Annotated in this window: 20 protein-coding genes; 13 read left to right on the forward strand and 7 right to left on the reverse strand. The window is 65.2% G+C overall.

What is annotated here, in order from left to right:
- Positions 1–83: 83 nt before the first annotated feature.
- From M2361_RS12860 to M2361_RS12875, 4 genes are all read left to right on the forward strand, one after another.
- Entirely contained in the window at positions 84–1,208 is a 1,125-nt protein-coding gene (locus tag M2361_RS12860; protein WP_259249485.1) for a D-alanyl-lipoteichoic acid biosynthesis protein DltD, read from the forward strand.
- Between the two features lie 57 nt (positions 1,209–1,265).
- Positions 1,266–1,391, forward strand: coding sequence for a hypothetical protein (locus M2361_RS12865; protein WP_255696068.1), 126 nt, complete (start codon positions 1,266–1,268; stop codon positions 1,389–1,391).
- Between the two features lie 108 nt (positions 1,392–1,499).
- Positions 1,500–2,975 (forward strand): inorganic phosphate transporter, encoded by a 1,476-nt coding sequence (locus tag M2361_RS12870; RefSeq protein WP_100854849.1) that lies wholly within the window; start codon positions 1,500–1,502, stop codon positions 2,973–2,975.
- Between the two features lie 98 nt (positions 2,976–3,073).
- Positions 3,074–3,742 carry a DsbA family protein gene (locus M2361_RS12875; RefSeq protein WP_259249492.1) on the forward strand — a complete coding sequence of 223 codons (669 nt, stop codon included), beginning with the start codon at positions 3,074–3,076 and terminating at the stop codon, positions 3,740–3,742.
- Positions 3,743–3,746: 4 nt separating this feature from the next.
- On the opposite strand, the gene M2361_RS12880 is transcribed toward M2361_RS12875, so the two are convergent.
- The 3 genes from M2361_RS12880 to M2361_RS12890 all read right to left on the reverse strand — a co-directional run bounded on the left by M2361_RS12880 (position 3,747) and on the right by M2361_RS12890 (position 5,713).
- Complete coding sequence (locus M2361_RS12880) at positions 3,747–4,361, reverse strand: glutathione S-transferase family protein (RefSeq protein WP_100854848.1); 615 nt, start codon at positions 4,359–4,361, stop codon at positions 3,747–3,749.
- A gap of 72 nt (positions 4,362–4,433) precedes the next feature.
- Positions 4,434–4,751: a chaperone modulator CbpM gene (locus tag M2361_RS12885; protein WP_259249494.1), complete on the reverse strand. Its 318-nt coding sequence runs from the start codon at positions 4,749–4,751 to the stop codon at positions 4,434–4,436.
- A gap of 2 nt (positions 4,752–4,753) precedes the next feature.
- Entirely contained in the window at positions 4,754–5,713 is a 960-nt protein-coding gene (locus M2361_RS12890; protein WP_259249496.1) for a DnaJ C-terminal domain-containing protein, read from the reverse strand.
- 218 nt (positions 5,714–5,931) lie between these two features.
- Here M2361_RS12890 and M2361_RS12895 point away from each other — a divergent pair, with 218 nt between their 5' ends.
- From M2361_RS12895 to fabI, 6 genes are all read left to right on the forward strand, one after another.
- On the forward strand, positions 5,932–6,261 hold the full coding sequence (locus tag M2361_RS12895; protein ID WP_050448791.1) for a DHCW motif cupin fold protein: 330 nt from the start codon (positions 5,932–5,934) through the stop codon (positions 6,259–6,261).
- A gap of 116 nt (positions 6,262–6,377) precedes the next feature.
- Positions 6,378–7,013 carry a glutathione transferase gene (gene yfcF, locus M2361_RS12900; protein WP_259249498.1) on the forward strand — a complete coding sequence of 212 codons (636 nt, stop codon included), beginning with the start codon at positions 6,378–6,380 and terminating at the stop codon, positions 7,011–7,013.
- 194 nt (positions 7,014–7,207) lie between these two features.
- Entirely contained in the window at positions 7,208–9,697 is a 2,490-nt protein-coding gene (locus M2361_RS12905; RefSeq protein ID WP_259249500.1) for a DUF3141 domain-containing protein, read from the forward strand.
- The gene (locus tag M2361_RS12910) at positions 9,694–10,638 is read left to right on the forward strand and encodes a phosphate acetyltransferase (RefSeq protein WP_259249502.1); all 945 of its coding nucleotides are present in this window, start codon (positions 9,694–9,696) and stop codon (positions 10,636–10,638) included. Before M2361_RS12905 ends, M2361_RS12910 begins: the two co-directional genes overlap by 4 nt.
- A 34-nt stretch (positions 10,639–10,672) precedes the next feature.
- Positions 10,673–11,884: an acetate/propionate family kinase gene (locus M2361_RS12915; protein ID WP_259249504.1), complete on the forward strand. Its 1,212-nt coding sequence runs from the start codon at positions 10,673–10,675 to the stop codon at positions 11,882–11,884.
- A gap of 37 nt (positions 11,885–11,921) precedes the next feature.
- Positions 11,922–12,710: an enoyl-ACP reductase FabI gene (fabI, locus tag M2361_RS12920; RefSeq protein WP_259249506.1), complete on the forward strand. Its 789-nt coding sequence runs from the start codon at positions 11,922–11,924 to the stop codon at positions 12,708–12,710.
- Between the two features lie 2 nt (positions 12,711–12,712).
- Here fabI and M2361_RS12925 read toward each other — a convergent pair whose 3' ends face one another.
- Positions 12,713–14,401, reverse strand: a complete 1,689-nt coding sequence (locus M2361_RS12925) for a SulP family inorganic anion transporter (RefSeq protein WP_259249507.1) — start codon at positions 14,399–14,401, stop codon at positions 12,713–12,715.
- 289 nt (positions 14,402–14,690) lie between these two features.
- Between M2361_RS12925 and M2361_RS12930 the strand changes: the two genes are divergently transcribed.
- Positions 14,691–15,674, forward strand: coding sequence for a tripartite tricarboxylate transporter substrate binding protein (locus M2361_RS12930; RefSeq protein WP_259249508.1), 984 nt, complete (start codon positions 14,691–14,693; stop codon positions 15,672–15,674).
- Between the two features lie 242 nt (positions 15,675–15,916).
- Here the strand turns inward: M2361_RS12930 and M2361_RS12935 are convergent, their stop codons facing one another.
- The 3 genes from M2361_RS12935 to tkt form a co-directional block, all read right to left on the reverse strand.
- Positions 15,917–17,110 carry a phosphoglycerate kinase gene (locus M2361_RS12935; protein WP_259249511.1) on the reverse strand — a complete coding sequence of 398 codons (1,194 nt, stop codon included), beginning with the start codon at positions 17,108–17,110 and terminating at the stop codon, positions 15,917–15,919.
- 93 nt (positions 17,111–17,203) lie between these two features.
- Complete coding sequence (gene gap, locus M2361_RS12940; protein WP_006221200.1) at positions 17,204–18,214, reverse strand: type I glyceraldehyde-3-phosphate dehydrogenase; 1,011 nt, start codon at positions 18,212–18,214, stop codon at positions 17,204–17,206.
- A gap of 14 nt (positions 18,215–18,228) precedes the next feature.
- On the reverse strand, positions 18,229–20,265 hold the full coding sequence (gene tkt / locus M2361_RS12945; RefSeq protein ID WP_259249515.1) for a transketolase: 2,037 nt from the start codon (positions 20,263–20,265) through the stop codon (positions 18,229–18,231).
- Positions 20,266–20,496: 231 nt separating this feature from the next.
- On the opposite strand from tkt, the gene M2361_RS12950 reads away from it, so the two are divergent.
- Positions 20,497–20,958 (forward strand): hypothetical protein, encoded by a 462-nt coding sequence (locus M2361_RS12950; protein WP_259249517.1) that lies wholly within the window; start codon positions 20,497–20,499, stop codon positions 20,956–20,958.
- 32 nt (positions 20,959–20,990) lie between these two features.
- Entirely contained in the window at positions 20,991–21,722 is a 732-nt protein-coding gene (locus tag M2361_RS12955; protein ID WP_259249521.1) for a 16S rRNA (uracil(1498)-N(3))-methyltransferase, read from the forward strand.
- Positions 21,723–21,821 lie beyond the last annotated feature (99 nt).

Below are 21,821 nucleotides of genomic sequence, written 5' to 3' on the forward strand. Positions count from 1 at the left end.
TTGTTGGGGTCACGGACGCTGGATAACATCCGCTAACAAAAATATTCCTGGCTGGCGCGTCACCCCTCCCCCTCTTGGCTTTCATGTTCAAACGACCGTTACGCCAGCATGCCCTGGCCGCCGCGCTGGCCTTGTCGACCGCCACCGCCGTGGGCGGGCTTGCCTGGCATGCGCTGGCCTTGAAGACGGAGCCCGTGCCCGCCGCGGCGCCCGGCATCTACCTACCCAACCTGGGCAACACGCTGCATGAGCAGACGCGCAACCTGTCGCGGCTGAGCCAGGCGCTGCGCACGGGCGACCGGCTGGTGATCCTGGGCTCGTCCGAACTGACTAGCAACGATTTGCGCTTCGTCCCCTATCGCTATCTGGCCGACGAACTCCAGATGCCCGTGCTGGCCTATGGCCATTCGGGCTTTCAGTCCCTGGGCATGCAATTGGTGCTGGCCGCGCTGGCCGATGACTTGTCGCCGGCCTCGCGCGTGGTGGTGATGCTGTCGCCGGGCTGGTTCGACGGCGACGGCGGGCTGGGCGCCGATGAATTCAAGGAACACGCCAACCCGCTACTGCCGCGCCTGGTGAAGCAGCCGGAAGGCCGCGCCGAGCTGGCCCGCTGGCTGCGCGACAAGGGCGACGCGGGCGTGGCCTGGTCCATGATGACCGAGCAGGCCTATGTATTCCGCCAACGCCTGGTCGACCTGTGGACGCCCGCGCATGCCGCGCCGGCCCCGGAGCGCGAACGCGAAGGCCCCGCCGCCGCCGCCCGCGTGGTGGATTGGGACGCGCTGGCGCAAGAGGCCCAACGCGCGGAACAAGATCAGATGACCGGCAACCGCTACGCGGTGCGCGACGAGTTCTTCAATAAATACCTGCGCGGTATCCCGGAAGGCGGCAAGACCGCTTATCAGCCGCAGCCCTTGACGGGCCGCGTCGAACTGCGCGAACTCACCGCCTTGATGGCGCTGCTGCACCAGCGCGGCGTGAATGCGCTCTTCGTGATGCAGCCGCTGCACCCGATGGTGTTCAAGGACCTGGATCGCTTTGATCCCGTGCAAAAGGAAGTTGCCACGCTGTGCCAGCGCTATGCAATGACCTGCCTGGACCTGTATGACGCGCCATACGAAGTGGGCATGCTGCGTGACGTGCAGCATCTGGGTGAACTGGGCTGGTTGCGCGTGAACCGGAAGATTGCCGAGGTATTCCGCCCATGACGCCAGCCCCGGCCCGCGAAGACGGGTTTTGCCGCCCCCCACTGGATTGACGCCCTCATGAAAAGAACGCTTTGGCTGTGCCTGCTGTATCTGGGCGTGCTGGCCGTGTTGCTGATCCAGGCGGACACCGCCGCCAACCTGGGTAAACCCATGGAGATCGAGTTCCAATACTCGAAATTCTGACGGTCGCGCCCGTCGGCGGGGCGGGATTTGGTTTTTCGACGCAACCAGGGCCCGGTCACAAATCTGCAATAATCGGCTCCTCACGCCGGAACCTCGCCACCCGCCTCCATGTTCGACCTCTTCCATGGCCTAGACCTCTGGGTCGGCCTCAGCCTTGTGCTGGCCCTGACATTCGTCCTGGCCTTCGAATTCATCAATGGTTTCCACGACACGGCCAACGCCGTGGCCACGGTGATCTATACCAAGGCCATGCCGCCGCATCTTGCGGTGGTGTTGTCCGGCATCTTCAACTTCCTGGGCGTGCTGCTGGGCGGCGTGGGCGTGGCCTATGCCATCGTCCACCTGCTGCCGGTGGAGCTGCTGATCAACGTGGACACCGGCCGCGGCCTGGCCATGGTGTTCGCCATGCTGGCCGCCGCCATCGCCTGGAACCTGGGCACCTGGTACTTCGGCATCCCCGCCTCCAGCTCGCACACGCTGATCGGCTCGATCCTGGGCGTGGGCCTGGCCAATGCCCTGATCACCGACCTGCCGCTGGCCGATGGCGTGAACTGGGGCAAGGCGATCGACATCGGCATGTCGCTGGTGGCCTCGCCCATCGCCGGCTTCCTGGTGGCGGGCGGCCTGCTGCTGCTGCTCAAGCGCTGGCTGCCGCTGTCGAAAATGCACAAGACGCCCGAGCAGCGCCGCGCCATCGACAACAAAAAGCATCCGCCGTTCTGGAACCGCCTGGTGCTGGTGTTGTCGGCCATGGGCGTGAGCTTCGTGCACGGGTCCAACGACGGCCAGAAGGGCATTGGCCTGATCATGCTGGTGCTGATCGGTATCGTGCCCGCCAACTTCGTGCTGGATACCACCAGCACCACCTATCAGATTGAACGCACGCGCGACGCGGCCAACCACCTGAACGTGTTCTACCACCGCAACGAAGCGATGCTGGGCGACTTCCTGGCGCTAAATCGCCCGGACGTCACCACGGAATTGCCGCCCACCTTCCGCTGCGACCCCAAACTGACCGTGCCGACCATTGCCGCGCTGCAAACCGACCTGGCCGGGGTCAGCAACTACGCCGACCTGTCGCCCGAAAAGCGTATCGACGTGCGCCGCTACCTGCTCTGCCTGGATGACACGGCCAAGAAGGTATCGAGCATCGAAGGGCTGCCCGCCCGCGAACGCGCCGACCTGCAACGCCTGCGGTCCGACCTGACGGCCACCACGGAATACGCGCCCTTCTGGGTCATCGTGGCGGTGGCCCTGGCGCTGGGCGCCGGCACCATGGTCGGCTGGCGCCGCGTGGTGCTGACGGTGGGCGAAAAGATCGGCAAGCAAGGCATGACGTACGCGCAGGGCATGTCGGCGCAGGTGACGGCGGTGGCCGCCATCGGGCTGGCCAACGTGTTCAGCCTGCCGGTGTCCACCACCCACGTGCTGTCCTCGGGCGTGGCGGGCACGATGATCGCCAACAAGACCGGCCTGCAAGGCAACACAGTGCGCAACATCCTGCTGGCCTGGGTGCTGACCCTGCCCGCCTCGATGTCGTTGGCGGCCGCGCTGTTCTGGATCGGCGTACAAATCTCCGGCTAATTCCAGACGGCCGCGCGGGCAATCTGCGCGGCCGGTGCAACACAGTGGCGACCGCGTCAGGCTTTTCTCGGCACGCGGTCCGCGTCTACCATGGCGCCATGGCTACCCAGACTCCCACCCCCGCTCCCACCCTGCATTACATCTTTGACCCGCTCTGCGGCTGGTGCTATGGCGCCGCCCCGCTGGTGGACGCCGCGCGCGGCGTTGCCGGCCTGCATGTGGCGCCCCATGGCGGCGGCATGATGACAGGCAGCAACCGCCAGCCCGTCACCGACGCGCTGCGCCGCTACGTCATGGCGCATGACGAACGCATCGCCAGCATGACCGGCCAGGTCTTCGGCAAGGGCTACTTCGACGGCTTGCTGCGCGATACCGGCGCCGTCTTCGATTCCGAGCCTCCCACCACTGCCATCCTGGCCGCCGAACAACTCGCCGGCCGTGGGCTGGACCTGCTCAAGCGCCTGCAACGCGCGCACTATGAGGAAGGCCGCCGCATCGCCGACCCCGCCGTCCTGAAGGAACTGGCTCGCGAGATCGGCCTGGACGGCGTCGCGTTTGACGCCGCCTACGATGCCGCCCAGGGCGCGGACACCGCCGCGCATATCGCGGCCAGCCGTCGCCTGCTTGCGCAAGTGGGCGGCAGCGGTTTCCCCACGCTGGTGCTCGAACAAGACGGTGCCTACACCTTGCTGGAACCGGGCCGCTACCTGGGTCGCCCGGAGCAATGGCAGGCTGATCTGCGCAGCCGCATCCAGGCCGGCGGCTGACCCATCAGGATTCTTCGATGTCGCCGTCGCGCTGCAAGGCCCGGTGCATGGCCGGGCGCGCGCCCAACCGTTCGAAGTAGGCGTTGAACACGGGCGATTCGGGTATCACCTTCACCTGCACCATGTATTGCAGTGACCCGCCCAACACGATGTCGACGGCCGAAAACGTGTCGCCCAGAAAATACGGCCGGGCCTGCAACACCCGGGTCAGCACCTGTTCAACCTCGTCGGCCGACCCCCAACCCGGCGCGCCGTCCTGGTGCGGGCGCTTGAAGGCGCGTTCCACCATGGCCGGCTCGAACACGCCGGTGGAATACGCCAGCCAGGTCAGATAGGGCCCGCGCTGCGCGTCGCCCACCAAGGGCCCTAGCCCTTTTTCGGGGAAAAGGTCCGTCAGGTACAGCGCAATGGCGGGGGTTTCGAAGATGGGCACGCCGTCGTGCACCAGGGCGGGCACCTTGCGGTGGGGATGGATGTCGATGTAGTCGGCGGGCATATGCCCCGCGCTGTCGGTGCCGCGAATGGACACCATTTCGGTGTCGTAGGGCACGCCCAATTCCTCAAGCAGCCACAACACCCTGAACGACCGCGAGCGCGGCGCATGGTAAAGCGTAAGCATGGTCGGCCTCCTCTGCCTTGGACACCGACCATTTTGCCTTGCGCCGCGCGCGGACGAAAGCCGACGAAGTGACTACTGATCCCCCTCGCCCAGGGCGCGCAATTGCGCTTTCAGGCGACGCACCTCTTGGCTCAGGTCCAGGATCAGCGCCACCGCGTCCAGGCTCGCGCCAAAGTCGTGTTCCAACCTGCGCGCGTGCAGGGCACGCTGCAAGTCCATGCTGTAGAAGCACCATTCCGCGGGTTGACGGCCCCGGGCATTGACGATGCCGACCTCAACCAGTTGGGCCACCCATTCCACTTCCGCGTGGCAGGCGCGGGCCAGGTCATCCGCGCTAAGCGGCTGCGATTTGCCCACGACGGTGGCACTGGTGATGACAAGTTTGCTCATGATCAGACCCCCATGTGGCGTCGCGGGTTGAACGGCGCGTCTTGTTGCAGCTTCCGGTAGGCCGCCTTGGCCGCTTCGCTATCAGCGGGCGGCAGCACCAGGTCCAGCACCAGGTACAGATCACCCGGCGGATCGCCCGGTATCCCGCGCCCACGCAGCCGCAGCTTGCGGCCATTGCCCGACCCCGGTGGAATCGATACTTCAACCGTGCCGCCCGGTGTGGGCGCATTCACCTTTGAGCCCAGCGCGGCTTCCCAGGGCGCCACCGGCAGCGTCATATACAGGTCGCGCCCTTCGGCGCGGTAGCGGGGATGCGGCTTGAAGCGCACCTCAAGATAAAGGTCGCCGTTTTCACCGCCGCCATAGCCGGGCATGCCCTGCCCGGACAGCCGGATGAATTGTCCTTCGCGCACGCCCGCCGGGATGCGCACGCTGAGCGTGCGTGTTTGCAGGTGCGGGCGGCCTTGTGCGTCCGTCTCCATGGCGCGCAGGCTGATGTCGCGCGTGGCGCCATGGATGGCGTCTTCCAGGTCAACCTCGATGGCGGCGTGATGGTCGTCGCCGCGCACGCGGAAATCCTGCTGGCTGGCGCCGCCTGGGCCGGCGCGATGGCCACGTTGGCCACGGCCCCCGAACAGCGACGAGAAGAATTCGCTGAACTGCGCTTCGTCGCCGGACGCCGCGCCCCGGTGGAATTCGAAGCCCTCGTCCCAGCCGGGAGGCGGCTGGAAGCCGCCCTCGGGTGACACGCCCGCCGCCAGGTTGTCGTAGGCCACGCGCTTTTCCTGATCGCGCAGCACGTCATAGGCTTCATTGACGTCGCGCATGCGAACTTCGGCGTCGCTTTCCTTGCTGACGTCGGGGTGGTATTTGCGAGCGAGCTTGCGGTAGGCGCGCCGGATTTCGTCTTCCGAAGCGCTGCGCTCCACCCCGAGAATGCTGTAGTAGTCCTTGAACTCCATATGCCAGCCCACCTTAAAGGTTTCGGCCGCCTGGGGCAGTGCCGCATCCGGCCTTGAATATCAACAAGATAGGGGTTGCGGACCGATTTTTCAATGCGCAATATCAGACCAAGCCGTGGATGCGGCATGTCATGCGAGTGGCGTAGTATCTGTTTCGCCGTATCTATTCTTTACCGGCGGCCAAACTTGCCGCCACCTACCTAAACGCAGGATCCACGATGAAGATGAGCAACATCCCCTTCGGCACCACGGATTGGTCCGAAGTCGAACGCACCGAACACGCCGGCGACACGGGCATGGCCTATTGGCGCACGCGCCAATTCGGCGACCTGCGCGTACGCATGGTGGAATACACGGCGGGCTACCTGGCCGACCACTGGTGTACCAAGGGACATATCCTCTTCTGTCTGGAAGGCGAGCTCCACACCGAGCTTGAAGACGGCCGCCAATTTGTCTTGACCCCCGGCATGAGCTACCAGGTGGCCGACCAGGCCGAACCGCACCGTTCGTCCACCGCCACGGGCGCCAAGCTCTTCATTGTTGACTGATGCGCCTGCGCCACACGGAAAATTGCCGTTGCGTTACGCTTTGCAAATCATGCGGCCCGGTGCCGCATGTCGATGCATTGCCGCATTGCCAGACCCCCGCCTGACCGGAGACTACATTGGGCGCCCCGATTACCCTATACGTCGATTCCCAGTTCCTTAGCCCCTACGCCATGTCGGTGTATGTGGCGCTGACCGAAAAGCAATTGCCTTTCGAAGTGCGCCCCATCGACCTCAGCGCGGGCGAGCAGCGGATGCAGCCCTACCAGTGCCGCGCGCTGACCGCGCGTGTGCCGGCGCTGACGCACGAGGACTTCAACCTGACGGAATCCAGCGTCATCACGGAATACCTGGAAGAGGTTTTTCCCGCCCCACAACACACCGCCCTGTATCCGCAAGCGATCCGCCCCCGTGCCCGCGCGCGCCAATTGCAGGCCTGGTTGCGCAGTGACCTGGCGGCGCTGCGCCAGGAACGTCCCACCGAAACCGTGTTCTACGGCGTAGCGGGCGAGCCCCTGTCCGATGCGGGGCACGCGGCCTCGGCCAAGCTGATTCGGGTGGCCAGCTACCTGATTCCCGTGGGCCAGGCCACGCTGTTCGACACCTGGAGCATTGCCGACCTGGATTTGGCGGTCATGCTCAAGCGCCTGGCCCTGGACGACCTGCCCGACCCGTTGCGCGCTTATGCCGACGCCCAATGGCAACGCCCGTCCGTTCAGAAATGGTTGGAACACAACGCCGCCGCGCGCGACTGACACCACGCCATGACCAGCCCGTCGACAACAATAAAAAGGGACGGCTGAATTCACTGCGGATTACCGAGTTTTAATCGCTGAAATGTTGCGGCGCAGCATTCGTTGCGGTGTAATGGTGAGGTCAACTTAGCCGGCTCCACTTGGGGCCGGTCCGACGGTCTTTCGCCGTCGGGCGCCACTCACAGGAGATCGCCATGGCCGATTCCGGCAACGATCGCGTCCCCACCCCGTCCTTCAATCCCTGGACGGCCGCCTACGAATATGCCGTGGATGCCTGGCAACGTGGCGTGCTTTACGCCGACGTGCTGCGCCAACGCGGCAACCAGTATCACGAACACATGGCCAAGCGCGCACCCAACGTGCTCAGCATGGAGTTCGAACTGGTGATGGATGGCCGCGAGCTGCCCCGCCCCGTCAACTACGGGCTGTTGCGCATCCAGCCGCCCGAAGGCGTGGAAACCGACCCGATCAAGCGCCCCTTCCTGGTGGTGGACCCGCGCGCCGGCCACGGCCCGGGCATCGGCGGCTTCAAGCCGGAAAGCGAGATCGGCGTGGCGGTCCGTGCGGGGCACCCCTGCTACTTCGCCACCTTCCTGCCGCAGCCCATGCCGGAACAGACCGTCGAAGACGTGATGATGGCCGAGGCGCGCTTCCTGGAAGAGATCATCGCGCTGCATCCCGACGCGGAAGGCAAGCCCGTGGTAGTGGCCAACTGCCAGGCCGGGTGGCAGATCATGATGACCGCCGCCATCCGCCCCGAATTGTTCGGCCCCATCATCGTGGCCGGCGCCCCGCTGTCGTACTGGGCGGGCTGGCGCGGCATGAATCCCATGCGTTATTCCGGCGGCCTGTTGGGCGGTAGCTGGTTGACGGCGATGACCAGCGACCTGGGCAACGGCAAATTCGACGGCGCCTGGCTGGTGCAGAACTTCGAAAACCTGAATCCCGCCAACACCTTGTGGTCCAAGCAGTACAACCTGTATTCCAAGGTGGACACCGAGGCCGACCGCTACCTGAGCTTTGAAAAATGGTGGGGCGGCCACGTTTTCCTGAACGGCCCCGAAATCCAGTACATCGTCGACAACCTGTTCGTGGGCAACCGCCTGGCCACCGCCGGCCTGGTCACGTCTGACGGCATCCGTATCGACTTGCGCAATATCCGCTCGCCCATCGTGGTGTTCTGCTCCAAGGGCGACAACATCACGCCCCCGCCGCAGGCGCTGGGCTGGATCCCGGATCTGTACCAGAACGAGGCCGAAGTGCTGGCGCACGGCCAGACCATTGTCTATGCCGTGCACGAAAGCATCGGCCACCTGGGCATCTTCGTGTCGGGCAGCGTGGCCCGCAAGGAGCATCAGGAATTCACGTCGAACATCGACATGATCGACGTGTTGCCGCCCGGCATCTACGAGGCTGAAATCGCCGACAAGACGCCCGACACGCCCAATGCCGACCTGGCGTTTGGCAACTACGTGCTGTCGTTCGAGCAGCGCACGCTGGACGATGTGCGCACCATTGTCGACCGCAAGGAAGAAGACGATAAGCGCTTTGCCGCCGTGGCCCGTATTTCGGACATCAACCTGGGCATGTACCGCAGCTTCATGCAGCCATGGCTGCGCGCGCTGGTCACGCCGCAATCGGCGGAATGGTCGCAGCGCCTGCATCCGCTGCGCTTGCCTTACGAGCTGATCTCGGACCGCAACCCCGCCATCGCCCCCATCGCCGCGGTTGCCGAACAGGTGCGCGAGCACCGCCAGCCGGTGTCCGAGTCCAACCCGTTCCTGATCGCGCAGGAAATGTTCTCGAACTGGGTCGAGAGCAGCCTGAACATCTGGCAGGAAATGCGCGATTCAGCGGACGAACGCACGTTCATGGGTGTCTACGGATCGCCGCTGGTGCAGGACCTGGCCGGCCTGGGCGCCCGTTCCGGCCCGCCGCGCAAGCACCCCGGCGTGTCGCCCGAACACCGCCGCTTCATGGAAGAACGCACCGCCGATCTGCGTTCGCTGTTGCAGGAAGGCGGCTTGCGCGTGGCGGCCATTCGCATGCTGCTGTATGTGTCCGGTGCCGAAGGTGGCCTGGACGAACGCAGCTTTGCGCTGATCCGCAAGGTGCGCGCCGAGTCCGACAACGCCATGACGTTGCAGGAATTCAAGGACACCATCCGCGACCAGGCCTTGATCCTGACGCTGGATTCCGACGCCGCCATCCAGGCCATGCCGCGCCTGTTGGAGAAGTCGCCCCCCGACGCCATCCGCAGCGCGCTGAAAACGATGAAGCACGTGTTGGAAGCCGCCGAACCGCTTAGCCCGGCCGCTCGCGAAAGCCTGACCGAAATGGAGCGCATCTTCGAGGCCGCCGAACGCCGTGCCCAGAAGCGCGCCCAGGCGCATGCGCCCGCCAGGCTGGAAGCCACGCCCGCTTCCACGGCCCCCGCGCTGAACCTGATCGACGCGGCCGCGCAAGTGCCGTCCAAGGTTGCCCGTCCGCACCCGGCCGCGGCAAAATCAGCGGCGAAGGTGGCGACGAAGGCAGCAACGGACGCAGCACCGAAAACCGCAACGAAAACCGCAACGAAGACCGCACCGAAGACGGCTAAGAAAGCAGCCAAGCCCGCCACGAAGCGCAGCACGAAAGCCGCTGCGCAACCCGCTGCACAACCCGCCAAGGCCAAGCGCGCATGACACTGCCCACGTCCACGCATTACGACACGCTGATCGCCCGCGCGCAGACGCTGGAGCCGGCCTTCTGCGCCATCGCCCACCCCTGCGACGAACCGTCCTTGTCCGCCGCGCTGGAAGCCCGCGACCTGGGCCTCTTGCATCCCATCCTGGTGGGCCCGGAAAAGAAGATCCGCGACACGGCGACCCAGTTCAATCTGAACCTGGGCGATGCGCGCATTGTTGACGTGCCGCATAGCCACGCCGCTGCCGAAACCGCCGTGGCGCTGGTGCGCAACGGCGAGGCCACGCTGCTGATGAAGGGCAGCCTGCATACCGATGAACTGATGCACGAAGTCGTCGCGCGCACCACCGGTTTGCGCAGCGGCCGGCGCATCAGCCATGTGTTCATCATGGAAGTGCCCACCTATGCCGGCCCGCTTTTCATCACGGACGCGGCCATCAATATCTTTCCAGACCTGGAAACCAAGGCCGACATCATTCGCAACGTGATCGACCTGCATCACGGGCTGGGCTTGGGCGAGCCGCGCGTGGCCATCCTGTCGGCGGTGGAGCAAGTCACGCCCAGCATACCCAGCACCATCGAAGCGGCGGCCTTGTGCAAGATGGCCGACCGGGGCCAGATCACGGGCGGCCTGCTGGACGGCCCGCTGGCGCTGGACAACGCCATCAGCCCGGACGCGGCGCGCATCAAGGGCATCCGCTCGCCCGTCGCGGGCGTGGCGCAGGTGCTGGTGGTGCCCGACCTGGAAGCGGGCAACATGCTGGCCAAGAACCTGACGTTCCTGGCCAACGCCGAAGCAGCCGGCATCGTGCTGGGCGCGCGCGTGCCCATCATCCTGACCAGCCGCGCCGACAGCCCGCGTTCGCGCCTGGCGTCGTGCGCGGTGGCGGCCATCTACGCGCACCATCTCAGCCAGTTGGCGGCCCGCCCCCTGGTCTGACGCGCGCCTCTCACCGCTACCGGATCCCAGAGCCATGAGCGAACCCCGCGACACCCGAGATACCAGCGACACCATCCTCGTCATCAACGCCGGCAGTTCCAGCATCAAGTTCTACCTGTACGACATCGACGGCAAGCAGGAACTGGCGCCGCGCCTGGGCGGCCAGTTGGAAGGCATCGGCACCTCGCATCCCAAGCTGCGGGTACGCGACGCAGCGGGAAAGACCTTGCTGGAACGCGATGTGGCGCCCAGCCACGCACCGGACGTGCGCGACGCCCAGGAAGTGGTCGGCACCTGGTTAAGCGGCCACCTGGGCGGCGCGCCGCTGGCGGTGGGGCACCGGGTGGTGCATGGCGGGCCGGACCTGTCCGAACCGGTGCTGGTGGACGATGCCGTGCTGGCCAAGCTGGATACGTTCACGCCGTTGGCGCCGCTGCATCAACCCAACAACCTGGCGCCCATCCGCGTGATTCGTGAACGCCGCCCCTGGATACCGCAGGTGGCGTGCTTCGACACCGCGTTTCACCGCAGCCATTCCGACGTGGCCGACCGCTACGCGCTGCCGGAATCGCTGTACCAGGAAGGCGTGCGCCGCTATGGCTTTCATGGGCTGTCCTACGAGTACATCGCGCAGCGCTTGAAGCAGGCGCTGCCCGAACTGGCAATGGGCAAGATCATCGCCGCGCACCTGGGCTCGGGAGTGTCCGCCTGCGCCATGCACGAAGGCAAGAGCGTGGACAGCACGATGGGCTTCACCGCGCTGGAAGGCTTGCCCATGGGCACGCGCCCCGGCCGGCTGGATGCGGGCGTGGTGCTGTGGATGATGGAGCGCGGCATGGACCACGACCAGATCGAGCACCTGCTCTATCACGACTGCGGCATGAAGGGCCTGTCGGGCATCAGCAACGACATGCGCGAACTGCTGGCCAGCGACGCGCCATCGGCCAAGCTGGCGCTGAAGTATTTCGCGTGGCGCGTGGCCGAAGGCATGCTTGGCTTGGGCTGCGCCATGAACGGCATCGACGGCATTGTGTTCACCGCCGGCGTGGGCGAGAACTCGCCCCAGATCCGCCAGATGATCGCTGACCATTGGGGCTGGCTGGGCATCAAGCTGGACCCGGAACGCAACGCCCATCAAGGGCCGCGCATCTCCAGCGACGACAGCCGCATCGGCGTGTATGTGGTCCGCACCAACGAAGAGCTGATCATTGCGCAGCACACGCTGGCCCTGGTTCGCCAACAATGAATGCGCCAAGAACGCCCCAACCGCGAGTGAGCCCACGATGAACGCCCCTACCTCGAACGCGGCGCTGCCGCTGGCCGGCAAGCGCGGCCTGGTGACCGGCATCGCCAACGCCGATTCCATTGCATGGGGCTGCGCCAAGGCGTTTCGCGCCATGGGCGCCGAACTGGCGGTGACCTATCTGAACGACAAGGCGCTGCCCCACGTCGAGCCGCTCGCGCGCCAAGTGGACGCGCCGTTGCTGATGCCGCTGAACCTGCTGAACGAGGGTGAACTGGAAGCGGTGTTCGAGCGCATCACGGCCGAATGGGGTCACCTGGACTTCGTGCTGCACTCCATCGCCTTCGCCCCGCGCGACGACCTGCATGGCCGCGTGACGGACTGCTCGCGCGAGGGCTTCCTGCAAGCCATGGACGTGTCGTGCTGGTCGTTCATCCGCATGGCGAAGCTGGCCGAACCGCTGATGACCAAGGGCGGCGCCCTGTTCTGCATGAGCTATTACGGCTCGCAGATGGTGGTGGAGCACTACAACATGATGGGGCCGGTGAAGGCGGCGCTGGAATCAGCCACGCGCTATCTGGCCGCCGAACTCGGCCCGCAAGGCATCCGCGTACATGCCATTTCACCCGGGCCACTGAAGACGCGCGCCGCGTCCGGCATTGCGGAATTCGACGCGCTGCTGGACCGCGCGCAATCCAAGGCGCCCGCGCGCAGCCTGGTGTCGATTGACGATGTGGGCGAAGCCACCGCGTGGCTGGCCACCGACGCCGCACGGCTCATGACCGGGCAGACGCTGTACATCGACGGCGGCTATCACATCATCGATTAGGCTCAGGCAAGAGTGTCCGGCGGCCCCTGGCGCCATCGCTCTATCGCTTCGACCGCTTGTTCGGCGCTGCCGAAAATCTTGTCGCGGCCAATTTTCTTGACCAGCCCCGAACGTTCAAGCGCCATGCGGAACTGGCCGTGGCCGCCCGCCACCAGCAAGCTGATGTGGCGCGCATCCAGTTCGCGCTTCAACTCATACAGTGCTTCGACCGCATCGGCATCGGCCTGCGTCATGGCTTCGGCGTCCAGCACGAACCAGGTGGCGTCACCCGCCTGATCCATGACTTCGCGCGCGCGGCGCCGGAAGGCATCGGCGTTGAAGAACCAGACTGACGATTCAAACAGCCAGATCACCACGCCCGGCACGGGCTGCGCGTCGGGGTTCAGATGCAGCTTGCCCAGCACGTACTCACCTGGCAGCCGGCCCAGCAGCGCGTCGCGCGGGTTGCCCGATACATACATGGCGTACAGCAAGGTCGCGCCCACCGACACCGCCACGCCTTGCAACACGCCGAAGCCCACCACACCTACCGCCGCCAAAATGCCGAAAGCCAGTTCGATGCGTGAAATGCGTGCCAGGCGCATGAAGGCCTTGGCATCGAAAAGGCTGGCCGCCGCCAGCAGCAAGATGGCCGACAGCACGGCTTGCGGCAGCCAATACAGCGGCGCACTCAACAAGCCCACGACGATCGCCAAGGCAACGGCCGCGCTGACGCTGACCAGCGGCGACGAGCCCCCGGCCACCAGCCCCACCGCCGTGCGCGAATCGGCCCCCGTCACGACAAAGCCCTGAAACAGGCCTGCCGCCACGTTGGCCGCGCCAAAGCCCACCAGTTCGCGATTGGGGTCCACGTGTTCGCCGGTGCGGGCGGCAAAACTGCGCGCCGTGACGATGCCGCTGGAAAAACTGACCACCAGCACCCCCGCCGCGCCCAGCAGCATGCTGTCCACGCCTTCCAGCCGTACGGGCAGGCTGATGCCCGGCAAGCCGGCGGGCACTTCGCCCACCACCGCGATGCCCAGGCTGGGAAAATCAAACAGCCACGACAACAGGCAGCCGCCCACCACCAGCAGGATCGGGCCGGGCCAGCTTGGCCGCCAGCGCTTGACGCCAATCAGCAACGCACACGAGGCCAGCCCTAGAAGCAGGGTCGGAATCTGAATTTCCTGCACGCGCCGGGACAGCTCCAGAAACGGATGCACCAAGCCGCTGTTGCGCAGCCCCACGCCCGTCAGCCCGCTCATTTGCGACACCGCCAAGGTAATCGCCACGCCGGCCATGTAGCCAATCAGGACGGGACGCGACAGCAGGTTGGCCAGCACACCCAGCCGCAGCACGCGGGCGATCAGGCAGCCCACGCCCACGGTCAGCGCAATGCCGGTGGCGGCCACCAGCCGGTCTTCGGGCGACGTCAGCGCCATGCCCGTCAAGGTGGCGGCGATGAGCGTGCAGGTGGCGGTGTCCGGCCCCACGATCAGGGTGCGTGACGAACCGAACAGCGCATAGCCCAGCATGCCGGCGATGGCGGCCCACAGGCCGGCGACGGGGGGCACGCCCATCATCGCGGCATAGGCCAGGCCCACCGGCAAGGCCACGGCCGCCACGCTTAGCCCGGCCATGACATCGCGCCGCGCCGAGTCTCGGGTGATGCCACGGAAATTGTTCAGGCCAGGGAAGAAGCGTAGGTTCATGATGCTGCGAGATGACCTGATGGATGATGTTGCGCGAGGGGGCACACAGACCGCAAAGGCTACACCAGACGATGCTCGTTGAACCCGATTCAAATCAACAAGCGCCCGTTATTCATTCCTTTTTAGAATGAAGATCGTTGCGTATTTGTCTCTTTTATCGAAAAGCCGGATTGCGTAGAGTCCCCCGCATAAGAACAGCGGCACCCCGCCGCGTGTATGACACACCGACATGGCCCGCCCGCATCGACCACCCGACGCGAAGGACGGGGCCGGCACTTCTGGAGACTTGATGTCCTACGCCTTCCTGCGTCGCGCCAGCCGCGCGCTTATCCTGGCCGCCTTTGCCGCGGGTGTTGCCCCGGCCGTGCATGCGCAAACCTATCCCGACCGCCCGATCAAGCTGGTGGTGCCTTGGCCTCCGGGCGGCGCCACGGACTCGTTGGGCCGCCTGTTGGCGCAGCGCTTGTCCGAACGGCTGGGCCAGACGGTGATCGTGGACAACAAGGCCGGCGCGGGCGGCAATATCGGCACGGCGTCTTTCGTGCGTGAAAAGGCCGACGGCTACACGCTCTTGATGGCCACCAGTTCCACCAACGCGGCCAATCCGCACCTGTATTCGCGCCTGGGCTTCGATGCGGCAAAGGATTTCGCACCGGTCGCCTTCGTGGCCGAGATTCCCAACATTCTTGAAGTGCCGAAGCAGTCGCCCTTTCATTCGGTCGCGGACGTGATTGCGGCCGCCAAGGCGGAACCCGGCAAATTGAATTACGGCTCGGGCGGCGTGGGCTCATCACAGCATCTGGCGGGTTCGATGTTCAAGCACCTGACGGGCGCGGATGTGATGCACATTCCGTACAAGGGCAGCGGCCCTGCGGTGTCGGACCTGCTGGCGGGACAAGTGGACATGATGCTGGACACCGGCTCGCTGGCCCAGGTTCAGGCCGGCGCCCTGCGCGCACTGGCGGTGGCCTCGCACCAGCGCCTGCCTGCCCTGCCGAACGTGCCCACCTTCGAGGAAGCGGGCGTGCCGAAGATGTTTGCATCGGCTTGGTACGGCATCGTGGCGCCCGCCGGCACGCCGTCGGACGTGGTGCAGCGCCTGAACAAGGAAGTCAACGCCGTCGTGGCCAGCCCGGACGTGAAGCAGCGCATGGAAAACATGGGCGCGCTGGTCCCGGCCGGTCAATCGCCGGAAGAATTCGGCGCATTCATCCAGTCGGAAATCAAGCGCTACGCAGAAATCGTGAAGATCTCCGGCGCAAAAATGGAATAAGGATGGTCGGATAAAAACCGATGTCCAATGGCACGTAGGATGGGTGCAGCGCGAGCCGAACAAAAAGAAGAACACCAGCCCCAAACGCGCGAAACCCATCAAGCAGCCCAGGCGCAATAGCTGAATCAGCCACATGCGAATGCCGCTTGATGGGTTTCACGCGATACCTTGCAGCGCCCTTGCAGAGACCGTCGCGCGCTACACCCATCCTACGATGGGATATTGCGCGATTGATCCATCATTTACGCCGCGCGCGCTTCCAGCACGGCCACCGCCGGCAGGGTTTTGCCTTCCAGGAATTCCAGGAATGCGCCGCCGCCCGTCGAGATGTAGCCGACTTGTTCGCCGATGCCGTACTTGGCGATGGCGGCCAGCGTGTCGCCGCCGCCGGCGATCGAAAAGCCGTCCGAGTCGGCGATGGCGCGCGCCACCACTTCGGTGCCGTTGGCGAACTGGTCGAATTCGAACACGCCCACCGGGCCGTTCCAGACGATGGTGCCGGCCTTCTTCAGGATCTCGGCCAACTGCGCCGCGGTTTGCGGGCCGATGTCCAGGATCATGTCGTCGTCGGCCACGTCCGTGGCGGCCTTGACGGTGGCTTCGGCGTCCGCGCCGAATGCCTTGGCGCACACCACATCCACCGGAATCGGCACGGCCGCGCCGCGCTGCTTCATGATGTCGATGACGGCGCGCGCCTGGTCCACCTGGTCGGGCTCGGCCAGCGATTTGCCGATGGACAAACCAGCAGCCAGCATGAAGGTGTTGGCGATGCCGCCACCCACCACCAACTGGTCGACCTTGTCGGCCAGCGATTGCAGGATCGACAGCTTGGTCGACACCTTGGAACCGCCCACGATGGCGACCAGCGGGCGCTTGGGTTCGTGCAGCGCACGGCCCAGGGCGTCGAGCTCCGCTTCCAGCAAGGGGCCGGCGCAGGCCACGGGCGCAAAGCGCGCGATGCCATGCGTGGTGGCTTCGGCGCGGTGGGCGGTGCCGAACGCGTCGTTGACATACACGTCGCACAGCGCGGCCATCTTCTTGGCCAGTGCTTCGTCGTCCTTCTTTTCGCCGACGTTCACGCGGCAGTTTTCCAGCAGCACGACCTGGCCGTGGTCCACTTGCACGCCATCGACCCAGTCACGCACCAACTGCACGGGCATGCCCAGCAATTCGGACAGGCGCTGGCCGACCTTGGCGAGCGAATCGGCGTCGGTCAGCACGCCTTCTTTCGGGCGACCCAGGTGGGACGTAACCATCACGGCGGCACCGGCGTCCAGCGCCAGGCGAATGCCCGGCACCGAAGCGCGGATGCGCGTGTCTTCGGAAATGCGGCCGGCGTCATCGAACGGCACGTTCAAGTCGGCACGAATGAACACGCGCTTGCCGGACAGGGCGCCGGACTTGGCCAGCGCGGACAGGGTATTGACCTTGGACATATTTGCTTTCCTACGATAGGCGAACAAAGGGGACGAACCCATTTTCCGCATTGGCGGAAAACAAATCCGTCCCCTATGGACTGACCGTGTTGCTTACTTGGCCGACATCAGCGCGACGGTGGTGTCGAGCATGCGGTTCGAGAAGCCCCACTCGTTGTCGTACCAGGACGAGACCTTGACCAGACGGCCCGAGACCTTGGTCAGCGACGCGTCAACGGTGCTGGAGGCCGGGTTGTGGTTGTAGTCCACCGAGACCAGGGGTTCGGTGTTGTAGTCCAGGATGCCCTTCAACTCGCCTTCCGACGCAGCCTTCAGGATGCTGTTCACTTCTTCGGCGGTCGTGTCGCGGCTGGCCACGAACGACAGGTCAACCAGCGACACGTTGATGGTCGGAACGCGGATGGCGTAGCCGTCCAGCTTGCCGTTCAGTTCCGGCAGCACCAGGCCCACGGCGGCGGCAGCGCCGGTCTTCGTGGGGATCATGCTCATCGTGGCCGAACGCGCGCGGCGCAGGTCTTCGTGGTAGACGTCGGTCAGGACCTGGTCGTTGGTGTAGGCGTGAACGGTCGTCATCAGGCCGTTTTCCAGGCCCAGCTTGTCGTTCAGCGGCTTGACCAGCGGGGCCAGGCAGTTGGTGGTGCACGAAGCGTTCGAGATGACCGTGTCGGTCGACTTCAGCACGCCGTGGTTCACGCCGAACACGATGGTGGCGTCCACATCCTTGCCGCCCGGGGCCGAGATGATGACTTTCTTGGCGCCGCCCTTGATGTGCGCACCGGCCTTTTCCTTGGTCGTGAAGAAGCCCGTGCATTCCAGGACCACGTCAACCTTGAGCTCGCCCCAGGGCAGTTCAGCCGGGTTGCGGTTGGCCAGCACGCGGATCTTGTCGCCGTTGACGACCATGAAGTCGCCGTCGACTTCGACGGTGCCCGGGAACTTGCCGTGGGCGGTGTCGTAGCGCGTCAGGTGCGCGTTCGTCTTGGGATCGCCCAGGTCGTTGATGGCGACGATTTCGATATCGTGCTTCTTGCCACCTTCGTAGTGGGCACGCAGGATGTTGCGGCCGATGCGACCGTAACCGTTGATGGCGACGCGAATAGTCATACTAAGCTCCTTTTTTACAAAACCTGTTTGACGGTCTCGGCCACCTTGTCGGCGGTCAGCCCGAAGAACTTGAACAAAGCGCCGGCCGGGGCGGACTCACCGTAGCGGTCGATGCCGACCACGGCGCCTTCCAGGCCCACGTACTTGTGCCAGAAGGCGGTCACGCCGGCTTCGACAGCCACGCGCGGCAGGCCCTTGGGCAGCACGGATTGTTTCCAGGCGGCGTCCTGCTTGTCGAACACGTCGGTGCTGGGCATGGAGACCACGCGCACGGCGACGCCTTCCTTGGCCAGTTGGGCTTGCGCGTCCAGTGCAATGGCCACTTCCGAGCCGGTGGCGATGATGACGGCGCGGGCGCCTTCGGCATCGCGCAGCACATAGCCGCCACGAGCGATGGCGTCGACGGTAGCCGCGTCACGCGGCACGAACGGCAGGTTCTGGCGCGACAGCAACAGGGCCGTGGGGCCGCCGTCGTGCACATCCATGCCGATGCTGGTCGGGCGCGTCACGGCGGCATTCCAGGCCACGGCGGTTTCGGCCGTATCGCAAGGACGCCACAAGGACAGGTTGGGGATCAAGCGCAGGCTGGCCGCGTGTTCGATGGACTGGTGGGTCGGGCCGTCTTCGCCCAGGCCGATCGAATCGTGGGTGAACACGTGCACGACGCGCTGCTTCATCAGCGCGGCCATGCGGATGGCGTTGCGCGAGTAGTCCGAGAACGTCAGGAACGTGCCGCCGAAAGGCAGGTAACCGCCATGCAAGGCCACGCCGTTCATGATGGCGGCCATGCCGAATTCGCGCACGCCGTAGTTGATGTGGCGGCCGAACTGGATGCCCTTTTCGCCAGCGCGAACGGCGGCAACGCCCTTCCAGTCGGTGAAGTTGGAACCGGTCAGGTCGGCCGAGCCGCCCAGCATTTCGGGCAGCAGCGGCGCCAGCGCGGCGATCGCGAATTGCGAAGCCTTGCGGGTGGCCACGGTTTCGGCCTTTTCCAGGGTCGAGGCCAGGAAGGCCTTGAACTGGTCGGCGTAGCCCTCGGGCATTTCGCCCTTCATGCGGCGCGTGAATTCAGCGGCTTCGGCGGGGAATGCGGCGGCGTAGGCGTCAAACGCGGTTTGCCATTCGGCTTGCGCGGCGGCGCCCGACTTGCGGCCATCCCAGCCGTCGTAAACGTCTTGCGGAATCTGGAACGGTTCCGACGACCAGCCCAGCGCGGCGCGCGTGGCGGCGATTTCGTCCTTGCCCAGCGGCGCGCCGTGCACGTTGTGCGTGCCGGCCATGTTGGGCGAACCCTTGCCGATGACGGTGCGGCAGACCACCAGCGTGGGCTTTTCCGATTGCGAACGCGCGGCCTTGATGGCGGCGTCCACGGCGGCGACGTCATGGCCGTCAACGCCACGGATCACGTTCCAGCCGTAGCCTTCGAAGCGCTTGGCGGTGTCGTCGGCGAACCAGTGTTCGACGTGGCCGTCGATGGAGATGCCGTTATCGTCATACAGCACGACCAGCTTGGAAAGCTTCAGCGTGCCGGCCAGCGAGCACACTTCGTGCGAGATGCCTTCCATCAGGCAGCCGTCGCCCGTGAAGGCGTAAGTGTGGTGGTCGACGATGGTGTGGCCGGGCTTGTTGAATTCAGCCGCCAGCAGCGCTTCGGCCAGCGCCATGCCCACGGCGTTGCCCAGGCCCTGGCCCAGCGGGCCGGTGGTGGTTTCCACGCCCGGGGTGATGCCCACTTCGGGGTGGCCCGGCGTCTTGGAATGCAACTGGCGGAAATTCTTGAGCTCGTCGATCGACAGGTCGTAACCCGTCAGATGCAAGAGCGCGTAGATCAGCATCGAGCCGTGGCCGTTGGACAGCACGAAGCGGTCGCGGTTGGCCCAGGCGGGATCCTTCGGGTTGTGGCGCAGGTTGCCCGTCCACAAGGCTTGGGCGATTTCCGCCATGCCCATGGGAGCACCCGGATGCCCGGAGTTCGCTTGTTGCACAGCATCCATCGCGAGGGCGCGGATGGCATCCGCCAAGGCAAGTTTAGGGGCGGTCGGATTGCTCATTCGGAAGGCTCTTTGAAGCTGGCGCGCCTACGGGAAATATAGGGGCCAGTTGAGTGGGTTGCGAAGCAGACGATTTTAGCATCAGGGGATTTCCCTCACGCCATCGCTCTTAAGCCCGATGTAATGAAGCGTATCGCCCCCGGGGAAATATCAGCGTAGCTCCCACAATTGCGGGAAAGTAGTCCGACATTCAGCATGGTGCCCTGTACCTCTCTGATGGAGTCCCCTACCATGGGCCTCATGCTGAATCTGACCATCCCCATCGAAGGCTTCATGGCCCTGCGAAATGCCGTGGGCGAAGAACGTGCCGTTGCCTTGGCGCGCGCCCTGGAGCGCGCCCAGATCAAGGGCGAAGCCGACCTGGCCGCCAAGCTTCAGCAAGACTGGCGCAACGAAATGGCCGCCATGATCGCCCCCTTCGCTCGCCGTGAAGAAATGGCCGCCATGATTGCCCCTTTCGCGCGCCGCGAAGAACTGGCCGAAATCCGCAATCAGATCGCGCAGTTGCCCACCCGCGAAGAATTCAAACGTTTCGCCACGCACGAAGACCTGGCGGCGCTGCGTACCCAGTTCATGCGCCTGGACAAGAAAATGACGGTGGGGTTTCTGACGCTGCTGGGCCTGAACCTGGCGTCCAGCGCCCCGACCTTCCTGGAATGGGGGGTCAAGGTGGTAGGCTACGCGCTCAAATAACCTGATTGCCCGCCCCCCGCGCCCGAAAGCCCATGTCCGCCCCCCGATTTTTCTGCGACATTCCCCTTGTTGCCGGCTCCCGTGTCGCCTTGCCCGACGCCCTGGCACACCATGCGTTGCGCGTGCTGCGGCTGAAAGCCGGCGAAACCGTTGTGCTGTTCAATGGCCTGGGTGGCGAGTACGACGCCGTGCTTGAGGTCGATGGCAAGGCAGGCTTTGCCACGCTCGGCGACTTCAACCCCCGCGAAGCCGAGCTTGCCGGGGGCATCACCCTGGTTCAGGGCTTGCCGTCGGGCGACAAGATGGATTGGGTGGTGGAAAAAGCGGTGGAACTGGGCGCAGTCCGCGTCAGCCCGATTGCCGCGCAACGCAGCGTGTTGCAGTTGTCCGGACCTCGGTTGGACAAGCGCGTGGCGCATTGGCACCGCATTGCACAATCCGCCAGTGAGCAGTGCGGCCGTAACCGCCTGATGACGGTGGATGCGCCGCAAACGCTGGCTGACTGGCTGGCCCAGCCGGCCGACGGCCTGCGTCTCTTGTGTCATCCGGAAGCCACTGAAGATCTGGCCGGCAAGCTGCGCGCCACGCCCGACTTACCGGCGCTGACCTTGCTGGTCGGGCCCGAAGGCGGATGGTCGGACAAGGAACTGGATCTGGCCCGCCAGGCGGGCGTACAGGCCGTGCGATTTGGCCCGCGCGTGCTGCGCACCGAAACTGCCGGGCTGGCCTTGCTGGCGGCCGTCAGCGCGTTGATGGGCTGGTAGCAGTTAGAACGCCGGGCGGCCACCAAGTGGTGACAAACCCGCGACAGACCCGCGACAAAGCAGCAACCAAGCAGCAACCCCCGCCGAACCGTAAAAGGC

This window comes from Achromobacter sp. JUb104 (assembly GCF_024806975.1).
Taxonomy (GTDB): Bacteria; Pseudomonadota; Gammaproteobacteria; order Burkholderiales; family Burkholderiaceae_B; genus Achromobacter; species Achromobacter spanius.